The sequence below is a fragment of the Nostoc sp. WHI genome (assembly GCF_015714725.1).
GTDB lineage: Bacteria > Cyanobacteriota > Cyanobacteriia > Cyanobacteriales > Nostocaceae > Nostoc.
Window position 1 is genome coordinate 17291 of sequence record NZ_WBKM01000193.1, and the last position, 19982, is coordinate 37272.

General features: G+C 39.6%; 2 protein-coding genes. Both read right to left on the reverse strand.

Annotation, left to right across the window (positions count from 1 at the left end):
- Positions 1 to 114: 114 nt before the first annotated feature.
- The gene (locus tag F8S12_RS19530) at positions 115 to 11823 is read right to left on the reverse strand and encodes an SDR family NAD(P)-dependent oxidoreductase (protein WP_331001412.1); all 11709 of its coding nucleotides are present in this window, start codon (positions 11821 to 11823) and stop codon (positions 115 to 117) included.
- Between the two features lie 56 nt (positions 11824 to 11879).
- Complete coding sequence (locus F8S12_RS19535; protein WP_196517752.1) at positions 11880 to 19802, reverse strand: type I polyketide synthase; 7923 nt, start codon at positions 19800 to 19802, stop codon at positions 11880 to 11882.
- Between the last annotated feature and the right edge of the window lie 180 nt (positions 19803 to 19982).

Here is a 19982-nt window from a genome sequence, read left to right on the forward strand (position 1 = left end):
TATTTTTTAACGCAGAGGAACGCGGAGGTTTACGCAAAGGGACGCAAAGTTTGATTTGAGAAAGTTGAGATGACATTTATCTTGTTTGCGTGAAGTAATTTAATTCTTAAATATTCACTCTCCATATTTATCAAGCTCCGCTAACTTTTGATTAAGTAATATTGTAAGTTCATCTTCATCAAGGCTGTCATAAGGATTTATAGTATCTGTTTGTGAGTTTGTTTTTACCTCAAATTGTATATTATCAGCTAATATTTCTTCGCGCAGATAATTACTAAGACTTTCAAGATTAGGGTAATCAAATATTACAGATGAAGATAAAGTGCAAGCTAAATTACCTTCTAGCCTATTTTTAAATTCTAGTACCATTAGCGAGTTTAAGCCTAACTCTAAAAAGGAGGTTTGTTGAGGAATCACGCTAGTTACAGGTAAACCAGTCACTTCGCGGAATAGTTGCTCAATTCCTTGGGATAAAGTTGTGGCTCGCTCATCCACAGGTACAGACATTAACCGTTCCAACAATTTTGCATAACTCTCTTGGCTGTTTCCTTTTGGACTTCTTACTTCTGCAAAGAATGGTTGATTAATGTTAAAAGCTTGATTAAAAGTAGACCAATCAATATCAATAATCGCTCCTTGGGAAACTTTGCCTAAAATTAATTGACTGAGATATTTAAGGGCGGTATCAGAAGACATACTTTCAATACCCCAATTAGCAAAACGTTGTTTGTCAATTTCATTTCCTGTATCCCATGCTCCCCAATTGATGCTGATACCTGGTAGTCCTAAACTTTGTCGTTGCTGCATTAAAGCATCCATAAAAGCATTAGCAGCAGCGTAACTACTTTGACCAGGTGAACCGAGGATTACAGCCGCAGAAGAAAAGGCAATGAAAAAGTCTAAAGAGAGGTTGCGGGTGTAGCGGTCTAATAATAAAGTACCTTCTACTTTGGGACGCATGACATTTTGATATCTTTCCCAATTTTGATTGCTTAAAAGTCCATCATCCAAGACACCAGCCGCGTGAATTACTCCTCGTAAGGGGGGTAATTCTGTGCCAAAACGGGAGAAGATTTGTTCCATATCTGCTGCTGAGGTAATATCAGCGCTGATAACTGTAATTTGTGTACCATTTTTAGTTAATGATGCGATCGCTTCTAGTTTAGATTTGATCTGACGGCTACACAAAACTAAATGACTAGCCCCCATTTCTGATAGCCATTCAGCCACCAGCAAGCCAATTTTACCCAAGCCTCCAGTAATTAAATAAGCTCCTTCTTGGCTAACTAGCTGCTGCTTTTGTGCTGTGGGAATTGTTGCAGATACTAACCTTGCTCCATAGCGGTTTCCTTTGCGTAAAGCTAGACGTAACTCGCTGTTTGGAGTATGAAATTCGTTAAACAAAAACTTAGCTTCATCTGGCTCTCCAGTAGGTGATAAATCCAAACATACACAACGAATTTGGGGATATTCGTTATTAATTACTGCTCCTAATCCCCACAATGAAGACTGTTTAGGTTGCAAGGAAGTCTCAGCTAGCACTTGATTTGCACCGCGAGTTACTAACCATAAATCAGGTAATTTTTTCCAGTGAGCGGTGATGGTTTGGATTAAGTGCAATACCGCATTACAACTTTTGTAAACTGCATCTGCATCTTCTGTAACAGGTGCAGTTTCCCAAGCAAAAATCACCCCTGTGGGAAATTCTCCCGATGGATATGCTTCTTGATATAAATGCTGAAAATCAGATTTTTGAGATGGATTGATCACAAAATTATCTTGATTACAATATTCATAATCATCACCCAGTTCCACAGTAATAACTCGTTCTCCAGCTTTTTTAAATAAATTTATCAACTGCTTCAACGCTGTACCAGGATGAACAAACACTAACCAAGAATTTCGAGAGTCTCCTGCAACATCGGGAATTGAATTTAGCTTTTTCCATTGAACTTGGTAAAACCAATCTTTTTCAGTATCCTGCCATAAACGCTGTAAAACTACCGGATTAGTTCGCCGTGCTACTAAGTCTGTAAACCGAGCGCAAAGCTGTTCTTGTTCATCATAAACATCTACATCTACAGATATTTCACCGTTAGTATCAGATTTAATATAAACTCGTGTCCAAGCTTGATAACCAGGATTTCCAAAGAACTCCAATGAAGAAAAACCATAGGGTAAATGTAATTCCTTACCGTGAATTTCTGGGAAAGCCGCGCCAATACTTTGTAAGCAAGCATCTAAAAGCACAGGATGCAAACAATAGCGCTGATCTGCTAAACTGCGATCGATACTAATTCGAGCCTGGGAACCATTTCCTAAATAACGTAATTCTTGAATAGCTTGAAATCTCTCCCCATAGCTAATTCTCATCTGCTGATAAAGCTCATAAAATCTGAATATATCAACAGATTCTCCTCTGTCTTCCTCTGCGTCTCTGCGCCTCTGCGTGAGATTTTCATATCCATTTTTAGCTTTAATCTCACCACTGACATGAAGAATCCAATTATCTTGTGATGAATTACTACTAAATATCTCAAAACCATAGCCAGATGATTTTTTCGGCTTAAAAATCATTTGTAATATAGTTTGAGATTGAGATAATAACAACCCCTGATGAATTGACACATTTTGTATAATTACCAAATTATCAGCAAATATTTTCTGGCTGGCTGCTAAAATTGCTTCAATGAACCCCGTCGCTGGAAATAGGATTTTTTCAAATACCTTGTGTTCTTCAAGATATCCAGGATTATCGGCTTTTATATCTCCCTCAAAGATAATTTCTCCTGTAGCTAGTTTTTTGAAATCACTGATAAAAGGATGCAACTTAGTTTTTATTTCAGCTAGAGAAAATTCTGAGTTTGCCAACCAGTAGCGTTCTCGTTGAAATGGATAAGTAGGTAAAGAAATCCGCTTTCCTTGCCTAAATACCTCCGCCCATTCTATTGAGTAACCATTAACAAAAAGTCTCGCCAAACTTCTGTACATCTGGGCTTGTTCATCTTGTCCAGGTACGATGCTGGGTAGCCATAATGTTTCTTGGAGTTGAGAACTTAATCGCGCCATACTTAGTAACACAGGCTTCGGCCCCAATTCCAGAAAACAGCGATAACCACTGTCAATTAAGAATTGAAATCCTTTACCAAAATGCACAGTGCTGCGAAGATGGTGTAACCAATAATCAGCAGTGGCGATTTCTTTACCAATTGGTTTGCCTGTGACATTGCTAATAATAGTCAAGCTTGGTTCATGGAAAGAAATTCTATTTAAAACTTCAGCAAACTCATCAATAATTGGTTCCATTAAAGCAGAATGAAAAGCATGAGATACTGCCAAGCGTTTAGTTTTATAACCTTGTTCTATAAAAAGTTTCTCTTGTTGATCGATAATTTCATTAAAGCCAGAAATTACAGTAATTGAACCGTTGGCTGCGGCAATATTAACTTGACTGCTATAGGTTTTTACTGTTTCATAATCAGCATAAATTGCTGCCATAGCTCCATTTTGCGGCAGTTCTCCCATTAAGTGACCGCGTTGGGTAACTAATTGCAAGGCATCTTCTAAAGAAAAGACTCCAGCTAAACAAGCTGCAACATATTCACCAATGCTATGTCCTAAAAGTGCCGAGGGTTGTATTCCCCAGGATTGCCATAATTTAGCAAGTGCATATTCAAGCGAAAAAAGCGCTGGCTGTGTGATTTGAGTCTGTTCGAGCAAATCGCTATTTTGCAATTGGAAGATTAAATCTAATAGCGATTTTCCTAAAATAGGTTGCAGGATTTTGTCACAAATATCTAGAGTATTTTTAAAGACAGGTTCTTTGTTGTAAAGAGTTTGCCCCATCCCTGAATATTGAGAACCTTGTCCTGAAAATAGGAAAGCTATATTTGATTGATTCTCTGATGCAATTGGCGTAATTACATTATCAGAATTATTACCTTCTTCAAAATCAGCAAGTGCTTTCTCTGCTGTAGTGATTGAGTCAGCTACAATACACAATCGATGGCGGAAAATAGCTCTTCCTGTACTTGCAGTAAAACAAGCATCGGCTAAATTTCCAGATTCATTTAAAGCGGATTGATAGTTTTTTGCTAACTCTTGGAGTGATTTTTCGGAACGAGCCGAAAGAGGTAGAAGATAAAGCTGATTATCAGATTGCTGGGGAGAAGTAGATGCAATTTCTCCAACAATAATATGGGCATTCGTACCACTAAATCCAAAGGAGCTAACTCCCGCAATTCGTTCTCGTTCACTAGGATGCCAGTTTTTTCCATGTACTGGAACTTCAAAAATATGAGAACTCCAATCAAAACGGGGATTGGGCTGCTCAAAGTGAAGATGGGGAGGAATTTTATTGTTTTGTAAGGCTAAAACAGTTTTAATTAACCCAGCAATTCCGGCTGCCCCTTCTAAATGTCCTAAATTTGTTTTGACAGAACCAATAATTAAAGGTCGATTTTGGGGGCGATCGCTAAACACCGCAGCCATACTTTCTAATTCAATCGGATCACCGATCGCAGTACCGGTACCATGAGCTTCGATAAAGTCTATTTGCTCTGGTTTAAGTTTCGCTGCATTCAGTGCTTGATGTAACAATTTTTCCTGAGCATCACCATTAGGCACTGTCAGTCCACTACTTGGGCCATCGTGATTAACTGCTGTACCATAAACTCTAGCTAAAATGCGATCGCCATTCTTAACTGCTTGACTCAACCGTTTGAGAACAATCATCCCGCAACCTTCGCCCCGTACCATGCCATTGGCACTGGCATCAAAAGTTTTGCAACGTCCATCAGGTGCAAGCATGTGAGCGCGACTTTCAATTAAGGAAATTACCGGGGTTAAAATTACGTTGACACCACCCGCAAGGGCAATGTCACACTCACCATTACGTAAGGCATTGCAAGCTAAATGTACTGCTACCAATGAAGAAGAACAAGCAGTATCAATTGTCATTGATGGCCCTTGCAAGCCAAAGACATAAGATAGACGACCGGCTGCTACACTTACAGAAGTCCCAGAACCGGTGTAGGCATTGATTGCTTCTGGGGCATAACTCAATTGTGCATAGTCTTGAGTCATCGCCCCAACAAAAACGCCAGTTTGACTATTGCGTAACTGCTGAGGATTTTGTCCCGCAGATTCTAAAGCTTGCCAAGTAGTTTCTAGCAGCAAACGTTGCTGAGGATCTATAGCGATAGCCTCACGGGGGAGAATTCCAAAAAATTCGGCATCAAACTGATCTATTTGCTCTAGAAATGCTCCGTAAGAAGAAGATATTTTTCCTGGTGTATCTGGATCGGGATGATACCATGCTTGAATATCCCAGCGATCGCCTGGAATTTCTCTCACCGCATCTTTCCCCTGTTCTAAAAGTTCCCAGAAAGATTTTAGATCATTTGCACCGCCAGGAAATCGGCAAGCCATGCCTACAATGACAATAGGATCTTCTTCTTGTTGTGGTTTTTCTGAGGGGATGTTTAAAAAGTCATCAAGTTTACCGAAGAACCCCTCTCCAAACCTCTCCCCCACTGGGAGAGAGGCTTTGAAATCCCCATTCCCTTGTAGGGAAGGAGGTTTATTAGGATTTAGCTTTTGTCCAGGAATTTCCACCTCGGAGATAGTTAAAACTTCCCGCAGTAGATAATCTGTTAAAGTTTCCACGTTGGGAAAACGAAAAGTAATTGTTGTGGCTAAAGAACAGTTAAAATCGGTTTGTAGAAGATTGCGAAGTTCTGTTGAGGTAAGCGAGTCCATCCCCAAATCAAAAAAGCCTTGTTGGGGAGAAACTACTTCATCGGTTGATAGTCCTAATACAGTGGAGACACGGAAACTAAGGTGACGAATTAGTAAATCACGACGCTGTTTTACAGGTATGGTTTGCCACTGCTCTAAAATATTTGATGTATTTTGAGATTTAGTTTCTACTAAGGGTAAGAAGTTTTGATAAAAGCTTTGGTTAATGTAGGGGAAACGTTGCCAATCAATTGCAATTACACCAGCACGGACAATCTTATTAAACAAGATTTTTTCTAGAGTATTTAGTGCTAAATCAGGTGCGATCGCATCATAACCTTTAGTTGCTAATCTCTCTAAGACATTGCGATCGACTGCTGCACCAATTTCACTCCACGGCCCCCAATTGATGACTGTGGCAGGCAAATTATGTGCATGACGAAAATAGGCAAAGGCATCCTCAAAGGCATTAGCAGCAGCAGCATTAGCTTGTCCAGCCGAGCCAATCAGCGACACAGCAGAGGTATAACAAACAAAGAAATCTAAAGGATCGTTGAGTGTTAATTGATGAAGTAACCAAGTTCCTTTCACCTTGGGCGCTAGAACATGGTTAAAACGTTCTGGTGTGAGTCGCAATAATGTTGTATCGTCTAAAGTGCCGGCGATGTGGAAAATCCCCCGCACAGGATACTGGGAACGACATTCTTCTAGTAAGGTGTGAAGTTTCTCGGCATCTGTGACATCAACATCTTTGATTTGGATGTCTGCGTTAAGGGATTGCAGATTTGTAAGAATTTCGGGAGTGATAGCTTTGGCACCACTGCGACTGCACAATACTAAATGACGAGCGCCACATTCTATCATCCATCGGGCAGTGGCTAAACCTAATCCGCCTGTACCACCGGAAATTAAATAAAAGCCATCTTGATGGAAATTGATGTTTCCTTCTTCTAGTTTTTTCTCTACCAAACGCGGAGAAAAGCGTTGATCTCCGCGCAAGGCTACGCGGTTTTCCTGTGTATCGCTGTAGAGTTCTCGGAATAATTTTTCTCCTAAATCTTGTCCGTTAGGATCTAAATCTATGGCTCTAAAATTTAATTCAGGATGTTCTAGTACTAGGCTTAAAGCGATTCCTAATAATGAAGATTGGGCTGGAGATGTGAGGGTTGTAACTTGTTTGGCTGGTACGGAACCTTGGGTGACAAGAATAAGTGCGGGGGGATTTTCTTGTTGTAATAATGCCTGAATTAAAAATAGGAATCGTTTACAATGAATTTCTACTTTTTGATAAATTTCGCCTTCTATTTCTTGTAATGGCCAGAGGTAGATGATTTCACGAGTTTCTGGTGTTAAGAGGTTTTGTAATAGTAAGAGATAATCTTCGGGGTTGTCAGGATTAATTTGTTGAGGTGAGATGAGTGAATAAGTAATGCCTCGCTGTTGTAATGGGATGATTAAATTTTGGGCTATTCCTTTTGTATCGGCAAAGATTATTTCACGCAGAGGCGCGGAGGCGCGGAGAGGAGGAGGGTTGCTTTTGGCGATGATGACGCTTTGTTTTAATAGGTTGTGTGTCTCTGGGTTGGTTGGTTCGATGACGTTAATTTCTGTAAAATGATGATTGGCGAGTAAATTTTGCCAATGTTTTGTATTTAGTAAAGGATAGCTATTGCGGTGGGGATCTTTACTGCATAGCCACCATCCTTCTGTTAAGCCAAAGGTTAAATCTATCCAACGACGTGCACCAGTACTTTCTAATAGTATTAGTAGGGCGTTAGGAGCGATTAGGGAATGTACGTGCTGGAGTGTTTTGTCAATATCTGCTGTTGCATGGAGGACGTTGGCGGCGATAATTATATCAAAACTTCCTGGGAGAAAACCTTGAGTTAAGGGATTCTTTTCTATATCTAATAATTGATATTTTATGAAGGGATAATGGCTAAAATTTTCTTTGGCTCTGGTTAAGAATCTAGAGGAAATATCAGTAAATACGTATTCAATTTGACCACTATTTAAATGCGGTAAAATTGCAGTGGTGGCTGATCCTGTTCCGCTTCCAATTTCAAGAATTCGTAGCTGACGATTTGTTGGTAAATTTGCTACTGCACATTTAATAGTTTCTGCAACTAATTCATTCATCAACTTAGCCCCAGCCGCATCAGAATACACAGATGCGATCGCATTTAAATCGCCTTGGGGAAATAGCAATTCTAACGGCTCAATTTGACGACGCATCACAGCAGCCAAAGCTGAACCACAACGTTCTATGAGATTAATTTCTGCAAGATAATCGGGAAATTCGCTGCGTAGGTGTTGAATTTGCAATTGGGATGAAGATGTTTTTGGTTCTTTTGCTAATAACCATCCATTTTGTTGTTGAGTAACAATTCCTTCCTCGGCTAGAATTGCTAAACACCGCGATAATAAGGGACGATAAAAATCAACAATTCCACCTTGAGCGGCAATTTTTTCTTCTTGATAAGTTTGATTTAATTGAGGTTGCCAGTTAAGCTTTTTTAAACCTTCCCATATATAACTTACGCTTAAACTTTCCATCTCACTAAGCAAGCGTTCATATTGGCGCAATTTCTCCGCCAATTGCTGTTCTAATTGCTGTGGTTTAACTTGAATCTTAATTACATCAGGAGTAAGTAAGGAATCTCTACCATCGGGTAAAAAAGGCGTTAGGGGAATCCATTCTTCTAGATAGGATTGAGCTTGGCTTTTATGGCGGATAATTTCTTGGCGTTGAACAGATTTTAGTTCAAATCCGGTAATTGCTACTAGTAACTCACCTGATTCTGAATAAATATCAATATCAGAGACAATCAAATTAGGAGAACTTTTGATTAGTTTAACTACACTGATGACGCTATCACCTGGAGAGCGGAAAAACTGGAATTTAGCAATGCGGATTGGTACATAAGTTACAAATGACTCTTGCTGAAATAAAATAGCTGCGATCGCCTGAAAACAAGCGTCAAGCATGGCAGGATGAAATTGGTAATTTCTGGCTTCTAAACGCAGAGTATCGGTTAACTTTATTTCAGCGATCGCGCTATTTTTACCACGGTGAAGTTTCTGAATTAACTGAAAGCTATTACCATAATTAACTCCAGATTTTTGGTATGTTTGATAAAATGACTTAATCTCAAGCTGTTCTGGACAGTCAGCTTTTATTTGTTCCAGATTGTGGTTAGTTGAATCAATTAATTTTAGTTTTTTAATTTCTCCCGAAACGAGCAAATCCCAATTATTGCCAGCTTTATTATAGATGTGAAAAAGTTCTTTACTGTCGGCTTTTGGCTCAATAATTAATTGTAAAGTATTTTCTATATCTCGAAGCAACAAGGCTTTATTAAATTCAATATTTTCTAATCTAACGGTGTTACCTTCTACCGCAGCTAACGCCATCTCAATAAATGCCGCCCCTGGAAAGATAGGTTGATCAAAAACTTGATGTTCTGCCAAAAACGCTGGGTTGTTCTGACTAATGCTAGCTCGATATTGAATAGAAGATAGAGGGGAAGGCAGGCGATCGCCTAGTAATGGGTGTCCATAATTATGAGATTTGCTAACTAAATCTTGTTTCTCATTAACAGGAGTTACCCAATAGCGTTTGCGGATAAAAGGAGAATTTGGTAAACTAATTTTCTGCCCTGATCGATGGAATTCTTTCCAATTAATATTTGCTCCTCTTACATATAGTTCTGCTAAGACAGTTTGCACTTGCTGATAATTGCTGACATCTTTAGCTAAACTACACAACCAAAGGATTTCGCTACCAGGCAAATTTTGACGGACAATATTAATTAGTGTGGGCTGAGTTCCAATTTCTAGAAAGATTTGATAGCCCATCTGATGTAGAGTGGCAATTCCCTTATCACTATTATCTGATTGACGAACCTGTTGCACCCAGTAAGCGGCAGTTTTAACAGAACTACTAACAACTTCACCATTAACATTAGAAATTAAAGTGAGTTGCGGATTATGATAAGAAACTTCTTCAGCTACCTTTTGAAAAGCTAAAAATCTGTTTTCCCCAAGTTTTTGGCTGAATAAACGAGCGCGACTTGCAACCAACTTAACTGCATCTTCAACAGAAAAAACTCCAGCTTGTTGAGCAGCGACATACTCACCCAAACCATAGCCTAAAATCGCAGAAGGCCGAATTCCCCAAGATTTCCAGAGTTCACAAAGAGCATATTGCAGCGCAAATAAAGCTGGCTGCACATACAAAGGATCGTAGTGCTGTTGAGCTTGATCAAATAACTTTTCTATAGAAAAACTTAAATAACTTTGGAATAGGCGATCGCACCGAATAAACGCCTCACGAAATACAGGCTCTTCCCCTACACCAGGAGATATCACTCCCTCATCATTACAAAGAAAAGCAACCTTAGTATTTCCTTGCGCCTCCCCACAAATAACCCCACTTCCTACCTTTGCGCCTTTGCGCCTTTGCGCGAAACTACTAAGTCCCTCTCGAAAAGCGTCAACACTAGAAACCAACAAAGCTAGTCGTTGTTTATGATGAAAACGGCCTGTATTTAAAGAAAAGGCAATATCATTTAAATTTAAATCATCATCAACATAGTCAATAAAACGATCCGCCAACAGATGTAAACGCTCTTCATCTTTAGCAGAGAGGGTAATTAGTACGGGGAATGTTGTTTTAACCGGGGACTGTACTTGAGGAGGTTCACTCAAGATAACATGAGCATTAGTTCCCGATGCTCCAAAAGAACTAACTCCAGCCGCTTTTATCTTCTCATTGCTAACATTCCAGGGACGAATTTGTGTCACCACATCAAGCGGTAAGCTGTCCCAATTAATATGAGGATTTGGTTTTTGGAAATTCAAATGAGCCGGAATTTCCGAATGATATATAGATAATACAGTCTTAATTAAACCAGAAATCCCCGCCGCCGCCGCCAAATGACCGAGATTTGTCTTGATAGAACCCACTAACAAAGGTTGGGATTTAGAGCGATTGACACATAAAGCATCAGCGATCGCTTTAATTTCAATGGGATCTCCCAAAGCCGTACCAGTACCGTGAGCTTCAACATAATCAATGACATCAGCACTCAAATGCGCGTCATTAAGAGCCTCACGAATTAAATCTGTCTGCACAGGGCCGTTAGGAACTGTAAAGCCACCACTTGCACCATCGTTATTTACAGCTGTTCCCCGAATTAATGCCCAAATGCGATCGCCATCTTTTAAGGCTTCACTCAACCTTTTTAAAACGACGACTCCACAACCCTCGCCAATGCCAAACCCATCAGCGGTGGCATCAAAAGTTTTGCATCTACCATCAGTAGCTAACATCTGATTTCTGCACAACGCGATCGGCACTTCCGGCGTCAGAATCAGGCTTACACCCCCCACCAAAGCTTGTCTGCATTCCTGCGATCGCAAAGAACGACACGCCAAATGAACAGCCACCAGCGAAGAAGAACAAGCTGTATCTACAGCCAAACTAGGGCCGTTAAGATTCAAAATATAAGAGATGCGTCCAGCAGCAGCATTTAGATGATTTCCAGATATATGATAAGCACCAACTGCGCTATAATCATCCCTTGGTGCAATCAGACGAGTATAATCATTGTTTGTAATCCCAATAAAAACCCCAGTTTTGCCAATTCTAGAAGTAGGCGCAGCCATAGCAGCATTTTCCAACGCCTCATAAGCAACCTCTAACAGTAGTCGCTGCTGAGGATCAATATGCAAAGCTTCTCTCGGTGCAATCCCGAAAAATTGCGCGTCAAACATCGAAACATCATCGAGAAAACCGCCTTGAGATACATAGATTCTACCGGCTTTCCCACGCTCTGAGTCATAAAAATCAGAAGTATTCCAGCGATCGCGCGGTATATCTCTGAGCGTACTACCACCAGCCTTAAGAAAAGACCAAAATGCCTCAGGGGTAGAAATATCATTACCAAAACGACAACCCAAACCAACAACTGCGATCGGTTCGCTTTGTTTAGCTTCAACAGCCTTTAATCTCTCGTTCGCTTCATTCAGCGCCTTAAACACCCTAGCTTGGACAGACTTATCCTTATCTGATATATCCACTTTTCTCCTTCCCTCCTTACTCTGCGCCTCTGCGTCTCTGCGTGAGCTAAAAAAAATCAAGAATTACCAAGAAAAGCCTCCAAATCCGCAAGCTGCTGCAAAATTAGATCCTCACTAACCTCTTGCTGAACCTCCGCAACATCAGCAGATACATTAACCTGCCAACCAAAAACTTGTTCCACCAAATAATCAACCAATCTTGTAATATTAGGAAAATCAAATATCAAAGAAGCAGGCAAAGAAACCTCCAATCCTTTTTCTAACCGATTTTTTAACTCAATAGAAAGCAGAGAATCAATCCCCATTTCTAAAAATCCTTGATTGGGGTCAGGCATCTGCTTAATTCCTAAAATAGTAGCTACTTGCTTCCCAACATATTCAAACAAATGTTCTCGACGTTCCCCTGGCGGCACCTCTTCTAGAAAACGGCGTGATGAACTTGATTCTTTAATAGATTTAACAGCAACTTCGGGCAACCCCAATTTCTCTAAAAGAGGTTTTTTCCCATAAAATTGATAAATATTTTTGAACCGAACCCAATCGACATCAGCCAATAAAACTTGCGTTTTACCAGATGTCATAATAGCATTCATAGCTTGAAAAGCATTATCTAAAGGAATTTCCTTCATGCCAATCTGTTTGAGCCAATCTTCATATTCTTCAGAAACTATACCATTCCCAGCTAATAAAGCCCAATTCAAAGTAGTAGCTGGTAATCCTTGAAGACGACGTAAATGAGCTAAAGCATCCATCAAATGACTAGCAGCATCGTATAAACCTTGCTCCTTAGCTCCCCAAATTGCACCTGCGGAAGAGAAAAATACAAAGTAGTCCAATTGTGTCTCTAAAGATAACTGATGTAAATTCCAGGAACCCCGAACTTTGGCTTGAAAAACCTCTTCAAGATCATCCAATGTACATTCACTCAATCGCACTTTGCGTCCTGACACTCCAGCCAGATGAAAAACACCCCGTAGCGGATACAATGTTTTTTGGATGTTAGCAAAGATGCCAGACATTTGCTGAAAATCTCCCACATCTGCTTGACAAATTTCTACAGATGCACCTTTATCTTCTAAAGTAATGAGATTTTGAATAATTGCGGAAAATTCTCCTTGTGACCCCCACTCAGATCGTGGCGGAAATTGACGACGTGTAGTCAAAATAAGGTTTTTTGCACCCAAATCAATTAAATGGTGAGCAAGTTGCAACCCTAAATGACCAATACCTCCTGTAATCAAATAGGTCGCCTGAGTTTGGATAATAACTGGCTTTGCAGATAAAGATTCCTGTGGAACCAGACGCGCCACATAAGCTTGAGCGTTGCGGAAGAGAAGATGATCCTCTCCAACGGAGTTTGTCAATCCTGAGAATAAAGCGGCAAGATTTTGAGCAATATCAGCGTGGGGGTCAAGGTCAATCATCCCTCCCCATAATTCGGGTTCTTCCAGTGCAATAACGCGTCCCAAAGCCCAAAGGGGAGACTGAGTAACAAAGGATGGCTGATCTAATTCAAAAGGTTGACCGCCTTGGGTGACGAGGAATAATTTCGGAGGTAATGATATCTTTTTAATTGCCTGGAGAAGATTTAAAAAATAGCTACAGCGATTAAATAAAATCGACTCAGATTCATTGTTGCGATCGCCATCTACAAGATAAATTATCCCACGCAAAGATCGAGAAGTTGTTTCTAGCTCCAAGCTATGTTTTGGATTAGCGATCGCACAGGAGCCATGATGTTTTATAATTTGCTCTTGAATTGCTAAAGGTAAATTTTGATCACAATCTGTAACAATTAGCCAATCTCCAGAAAGATCATTCTCTGCATTTTGGGCAACAATTATACTTTGCTGAAATAACGGACTACCGATTTCTTCATCAGGAGAAACAAATTCAGCTTGAGCAAAGCCAGATTCTAAGAGGATAGATTTCCAAGTAGATGCCTCAATTATCGGATGCTCTAATCGTAAATTGCAATCGCTAAAACGCCACCAACCTTGAGCCACGCCAAATATCAAATCAATCCACCGAGATTCATTGGTCAATTCTAGGAGTAATAAATGTCCTCCGGGACGAAGCAAACCTCGAATGTGGGGTAAGGTTTCTCTTTGTAAATCCCGCGTGGAATGCAATACATTTGCTGCAATAATCAAATCATAAGAACCGGGTGAAAAGCTTTGAAGTTCCGGGTCTTTTTCTATATCCAAAACCTTATATTCTATAAAGGAAAACTGAGCAAAAGCATCTTTGGCAGTTTCAAGAAAGAATGGGGAGATATCAGTAAACGTGTAGGAAATCTGGTGAAAAGCACAAGCTTTGAGGACTTGATGGGTAGTGGCTCCAGTTCCCGCACCAATTTCTAAAATCCGAATTGGTTCTAATTGAGAATAATTTGCCAATAAAAGCTCAACTGTTTTAGAGATACCAAGATTAAGGACTTTTGCCCAAGATGTTTCTTGATAAAATTGTGCGGCTCCAATTTGCCCAGCTTGGGGAAATAAGATGGATAAAGGAGAAATATGTCCTGTAAGGATCGCGGCTAGATTGGATGCTACTCGCCTAAATAGTGTCAGTTCTATGCAAGCATTTGGGTACTGAACAATCAAATTCTCTACTGTTAAATCAGGGTGAAATTGTAGCGGTTCACTGATAATTTTCCAGTCAGAACCATACTTTTGTAAAATCCCTGTTTGTAGCAATATCTTCAAACAATGATTCCATAGTAATCTATGCTCCTCTTTAATACCAGCCTGACGAAAACTGTCTTCTGGAGAGAAAATAGTATTGATTTCAAATAATCCCAAATCTTTTAATGCTTTAACAATAAAATCTGCACTGAGTTCTTCCATCTCCCCAAAAGCTAGAGATACTCCTGTAATTTGTGCCGATTTTATTTGTTCTTCTAAATAAGAGTCTAAATCAGTCTGAATTTTTTCGAGATTCTGTAATTTTCTAGTTGATAAAGCATAAGGCAACCATTCAAACTGGTAAAGTAAGTTATCAAAAGTAGAATTATCAGTGTCTTGATGATGCAGCTTAATTAATTGCTGAACAATTGCCGATAAAGTTTGTTTTTCCCCTTCAGAATAATTGCCAGTTTCTAATAGAGTCTGCATCAAGCTTTTGGGATCTTTTTGAGACAGCATCTTGACGACGGCAGATTCTTGTGAAGAGGTTTGTAATTGAGTCTTTAAAGGAATCCAATGTCGGCGTTGCTGAAAAGGATAAGTTGGTAAAGGACATCTTCTAGGTTGATAATCTTTTTCGATGCCAAACCAATCTATATTTGCACCACGAACATAAAGCTTGCCAATACTTTTTAATAACATCTCCCAATCAGAAAAGCCTGAGCGGAGACTTGGTAATATCAAAGAGTTAGATATCGATGACTTTACGATTCCTAATAGAACAGGTTGGGGGCCAATTTCGATAAAAGTATCACACCCTAAAGATTGCAGAGACAAAACTCCTTGGTGAAATTGCACAGTGTGCAACAAATGCTGAATCCAATACTCAGGAGTAACAATGCTGTCATCAGCAACTTCTCCCGTCAGATTAGAGATAATGGTAATTTGGGGTTTGGCAAAGTTAATTTCCCGCAGAATACTTTTAAAGTCTTCGCATATAGGTTCTATTAATGGTGAGTGAAAAGCATGAGAAACCTTTAGTTGATGAACTTTAACTCCTTCGTTGGTAAAGTGTTCACAAAGGTGTTGAATAATTTTTTTCTCACCTGATATTACTGTATGTTGTTCTGCATTGATAGCTGCGATCGCTATTTTTATCCCTTGACTCTGGCAAACTTTACGAATAGAGTTTTCATCCAGAAAAATAGCCGCCATTGCTCCATTTTCTGCTGGCAATTCTCCAATTAGATTTGCGCGTTTTGTAACGAGTTTTAAACCACTTTCAATATCAAAAACTCCCGCAAAACAAGCAGCAGCATATTCACCTAAGCTATGCCCTAAAACCGCAGTAGGTTGAATACCCCAAGAATGCCACAATTGAGCTAGTGCTACTTCGACAACAAATAAAGCTGGTTGTGTATAAGATGTATAATTTAAAGCTGTATCTGAATTAGCAAATATGACTTGCAATAAAGATTTACCAGTTAATTCTTGATATATCGTTTCACATTGGTCTACAGTTTGCCGGAAAGTTGGCTGGGTTTGATAAAGTTGTTCAGCCATTCCCAGATATTGAGAACCCTGTCCTGTGAACAAAAAGGCAATTTTGGGAGGCTTCTTTTCATCAACTTGAGCGTGAATTACTGACTCTATATCTTGTTGGACAAACTGACGCAATGTGGTAACAAAATCACTAATTTTCGAGCCAGTTACAGCCAAACGATTTGAGAATTTAACTCGGCTAGTATTTGCTGTGAATACTATATTATGGATCTCACTTTCGGGAGAATTTTCGAGAAATTCTCCATAGCTTTTTGCCAAATCTATCAAAGCCTGTTCTGTTCTGGCAGAAAGTGTCAGTAAATGGTGGGGGCGCTCAATGTCATTCTGCTGGGGAATAATGGCAGGAGCTTCTTCTAATACAACATGGACATTCACACCACCAATTCCTAAAGAGTTCACCCCTGCTCGTCGCGGCAATTCTTTGCCATCTCGTTGCTTTGCAGTCCAGGGTAGGGCTTTGGTATTGACATAAAAAGGAGTCTTAGAAAAATCAATTTGGGGATTGGGAGTATTGAAATGCAGAGTCGGGGGAATAATTTGATGCTTGAGAGCCAGAGTAGTTTTGATCAAACCAACAATACCAGAAGCAATTTGTATATGTCCGATATTTGTCTTCACAGACCCCAAAGCACACTCTCCCTGTTGAGCAATGCTATATGCTCTAGCCAGCGCATCAACTTCTATGGGGTCTCCAAGTTTTGTCCCAGTGCCATGAGCTTCTATAAAGCCGATAGTATCAGCTTCAACGCCTGCAAAGGCTAGTGCTTCGGCTGCTACTGAAGTCTGACCTTCTCCTCCAGGTGCGGCGAATCCCAATTTTGTGCTGCCATCGTTATTCATGGCAGAGCCTTTAATCACGGCATAGATATTATCGTTATCTGCTAAAGCGTCTTTTAATCTTTTGAGCAGAACAACCCCGATTCCACTACCAAAAATAGTCCCATTCGCTTGGGCATCAAAGGCGCGACAATGCCCATCTGGAGAAATAATCGAACCTTCTTGATACAAATAACCGATCTTTTGAGGAGAGTTAACAGAAGCAGCACCAGCTAAAGCCATGTCACTTTCTCCACTCAAGAGACTCTGACAGGCGAGATGTACAGCTACTAAACCGGTGGAACAGGCCGTTTGGACATTGACACTGGGGCCGCGCAGATTTAGTTTATAGGAAATCCGCATCGTCAAATAGTCTTTGTCATTAGCCACCATAGTTTGGAACCCTCCCATCGAATCTAATGTAAAGGGTTGTAGTTCATCAGTGCTATCTAATTGACCGCGATTTGGATAACAGTTATTGATAAAATAAGTGTTCATACTTGCCCCAGCAAACATCGCGATCGCACCCTGGTATGAGTTAGAATTGTAACCGGCGTTTTCTAAACACTCCCAGGTACATTGAAGCAGTAAACGTTGCTGAGGATCGAGCAATTCTGCTTCTCGGTCTGTGTATCCAAAAAAGTCGCTATCAAAGCACTCTGCTTTGTCGATAATTGGTCTGGCTTTTACATAGTTAGGCTGATTGAACAGTTCAGGAGAAACCCCCGATTCTAATAATTCCTCTTCAGAAAAATAGGATATTGTTTCGACTCCGTTTTTGAGATTTTCCCAGAAAGTTTGAATATTGTTAGCTCCAGGAAATCGGCCAGCCATGCCAATAATGGCAATGTCATGAGTGTCATTACTGCGACGTGAACGTTTTTCGGCACGCTTGCGACTTTCTTCTTCTGTATTCTTTGTTGAATTTGATTCTTTAGTTAAGAAACTGGCTAATGTAGCAACTGTAGAATTTTTAAACATCTCAGCTAAAGGTAGCCGACGGTCAAAAAGTTTTTCTAGCAGGTTTTGGACACTAATTAAGTGGAGAGAATGACCTCCCAACTCAAAGAAGTTATCGTGTAAACCTACTGCCGATAGTTGCAATACTTCACACCAAACTGTTGCAATTTTGTGTTCATTTTCAGACTGTGGTAAACTTTGGGTTTTATTCCTATCTCTAACTAAATACTCATTAATTTCTTGGATACGATTTGCAAATAATCCTTGCTCAAAGTCTTTTTTTAATTTAGCTTTTTGAACTTTACCAATAGATGTTTTCGGAACGAGTTCGGACTCTAAAGGAATCACGTAAGCAGGTGCAATTGATACCTTCTGCGTCAGATGGCGGCGAATATCTCTAACTAATTTTACCGATTGCTCAAGATTACCTGATTCCGGGCTAAAAGTAATAACTAATAAATCTGTTTCTCTATTTTGATCAAAAACTGCAAAGGCAGCCGTATAAGAAATAGCTACACCATCTAATTCTTCTATAGCTGTTTCAATTTCATGAGCAAAGTAATTGATGCCGTTAATAATAATTTCTTGTTTTTCTCTACCAGTAATCACTAACTCACCATTGTGGAGATAGGCCAAATCTCCCGTAAGAAACCAACCGCCATCTTGAAAAACTTCTTGGTTGAGTTCAGGGTTATTATAATATCCTTCAGTAACAGAAAAGCCTTTTATCTGAAGTCGTCCAATTTCCTTTTCTGGCAAAACATTATTTTCTTGGTCAATAATCCGAATAGTAGCCCCAGGAATAGGCCGTCCTAGAGATACAAAACTATTCTCTTGCGTGAGTTCATCTTTACTTAAACCTGCTGACCAAGTAATTCCAGAACAAGATTCAGTCATCCCAAATGCTGGTTTAATTACTCTATCTTGCAGTTGATGTTTTTCGAGAATTTCTATAAATAAGCGAATAGTTTTGACCGAAACTTGCTCTCCGGCATTAACTAAAAACTTCATTGAGGAGAGGTCATAACAACACTGATTAAGTTCTTCGGCGTGTTGATTAATTAAGGAGAATGCAAAGTTGGGAGACCAAGAGATTGTAGCTTGATGCTTTTGAATCAAATCTAACCATTTCAGGGGTTGGCGCAAAATTAATTCAATTGGCACATGGATTTGATCACAAGCCAAATCCACAGCCATAATTCCTAAAAATACTATTGCCCCCACATGGTCTAAAGGCATCCAATTAAGTGTAACTTCTGCTGAAGTAAAATTATTCATCCGCACTGTACCGGCGGACATCGATAGTAGGTTACGATGATGCAGCATCACACCCTTGGGAAGACCGGTGCTACCAGAAGTAAATAGTAACAACGCCGGATCTAATGGTGCGAGATGAGGTAATTTATGGAATGATTCAGGAATTTCATCCGGCTGTTCGTTTGATAGAGATTGATTAGTTCGCAGATCATCTATGGATACCACTTGAAATCCATCTAAATGCGCTTGAGTAGCTACTTTTTCTATTTCAGTAATTAATTCACAATCTGATAAGACAATAGGCTTATCTAAAATCTGCCAGACATTGCAAAGTTTTTTAACTGCGGCATTTTCTATATCATAATCAGGAGCAGTGCTCAGAGGTGCAGGGATGATTCCGCCTAAAAAACAAGCCCAGAGTGCAGGGATAAAATCTTGATTTCGGCCAATTTGAAATATAACTTTATCTCCTAACTTTAGTCCGTGGTGATAAAGCCCATCTAAAATAGTTAAAGCGTCGTTATATAAATCTTTATAAGTCTGAAAATATTCGGTCTGGTCATTTCTAATGTATGTAATTCCTTTACTTTCGTGCTTGACAGCATCACCCAATACTTCTGATAAAGTCCGCAAATTATCTTCTAATTGCCCACCAAAACTGATTGATTTTTTAAATATTCCTTCTTGCTCATGCTCCTCAGGGAACTGTTCATGTGAATGAGTTTCGATTAATTGATTTATCTGATGTATATGCATATATATTTTATTTTTACAGTTTATAGATAATTACTTAACTAAATCAATGAGTTAGATTTTATTTTACTACTTTCATCGTGTAATTTTCCTGATGCTTAAATTTAAGTATAATCTCACGACTAAAGTAAATATGCAACACTAATAAATTATTTTTCCTTAACTGTCTTAACTGTCTTAACT

Coding starts and splice junctions, on each gene's coding strand:
- F8S12_RS19535 (WP_196517752.1), bottom strand. CDS start 19,802: ATGCATATACATCAGATAAATCAATTAATCGAAACTCATTCACATGAA.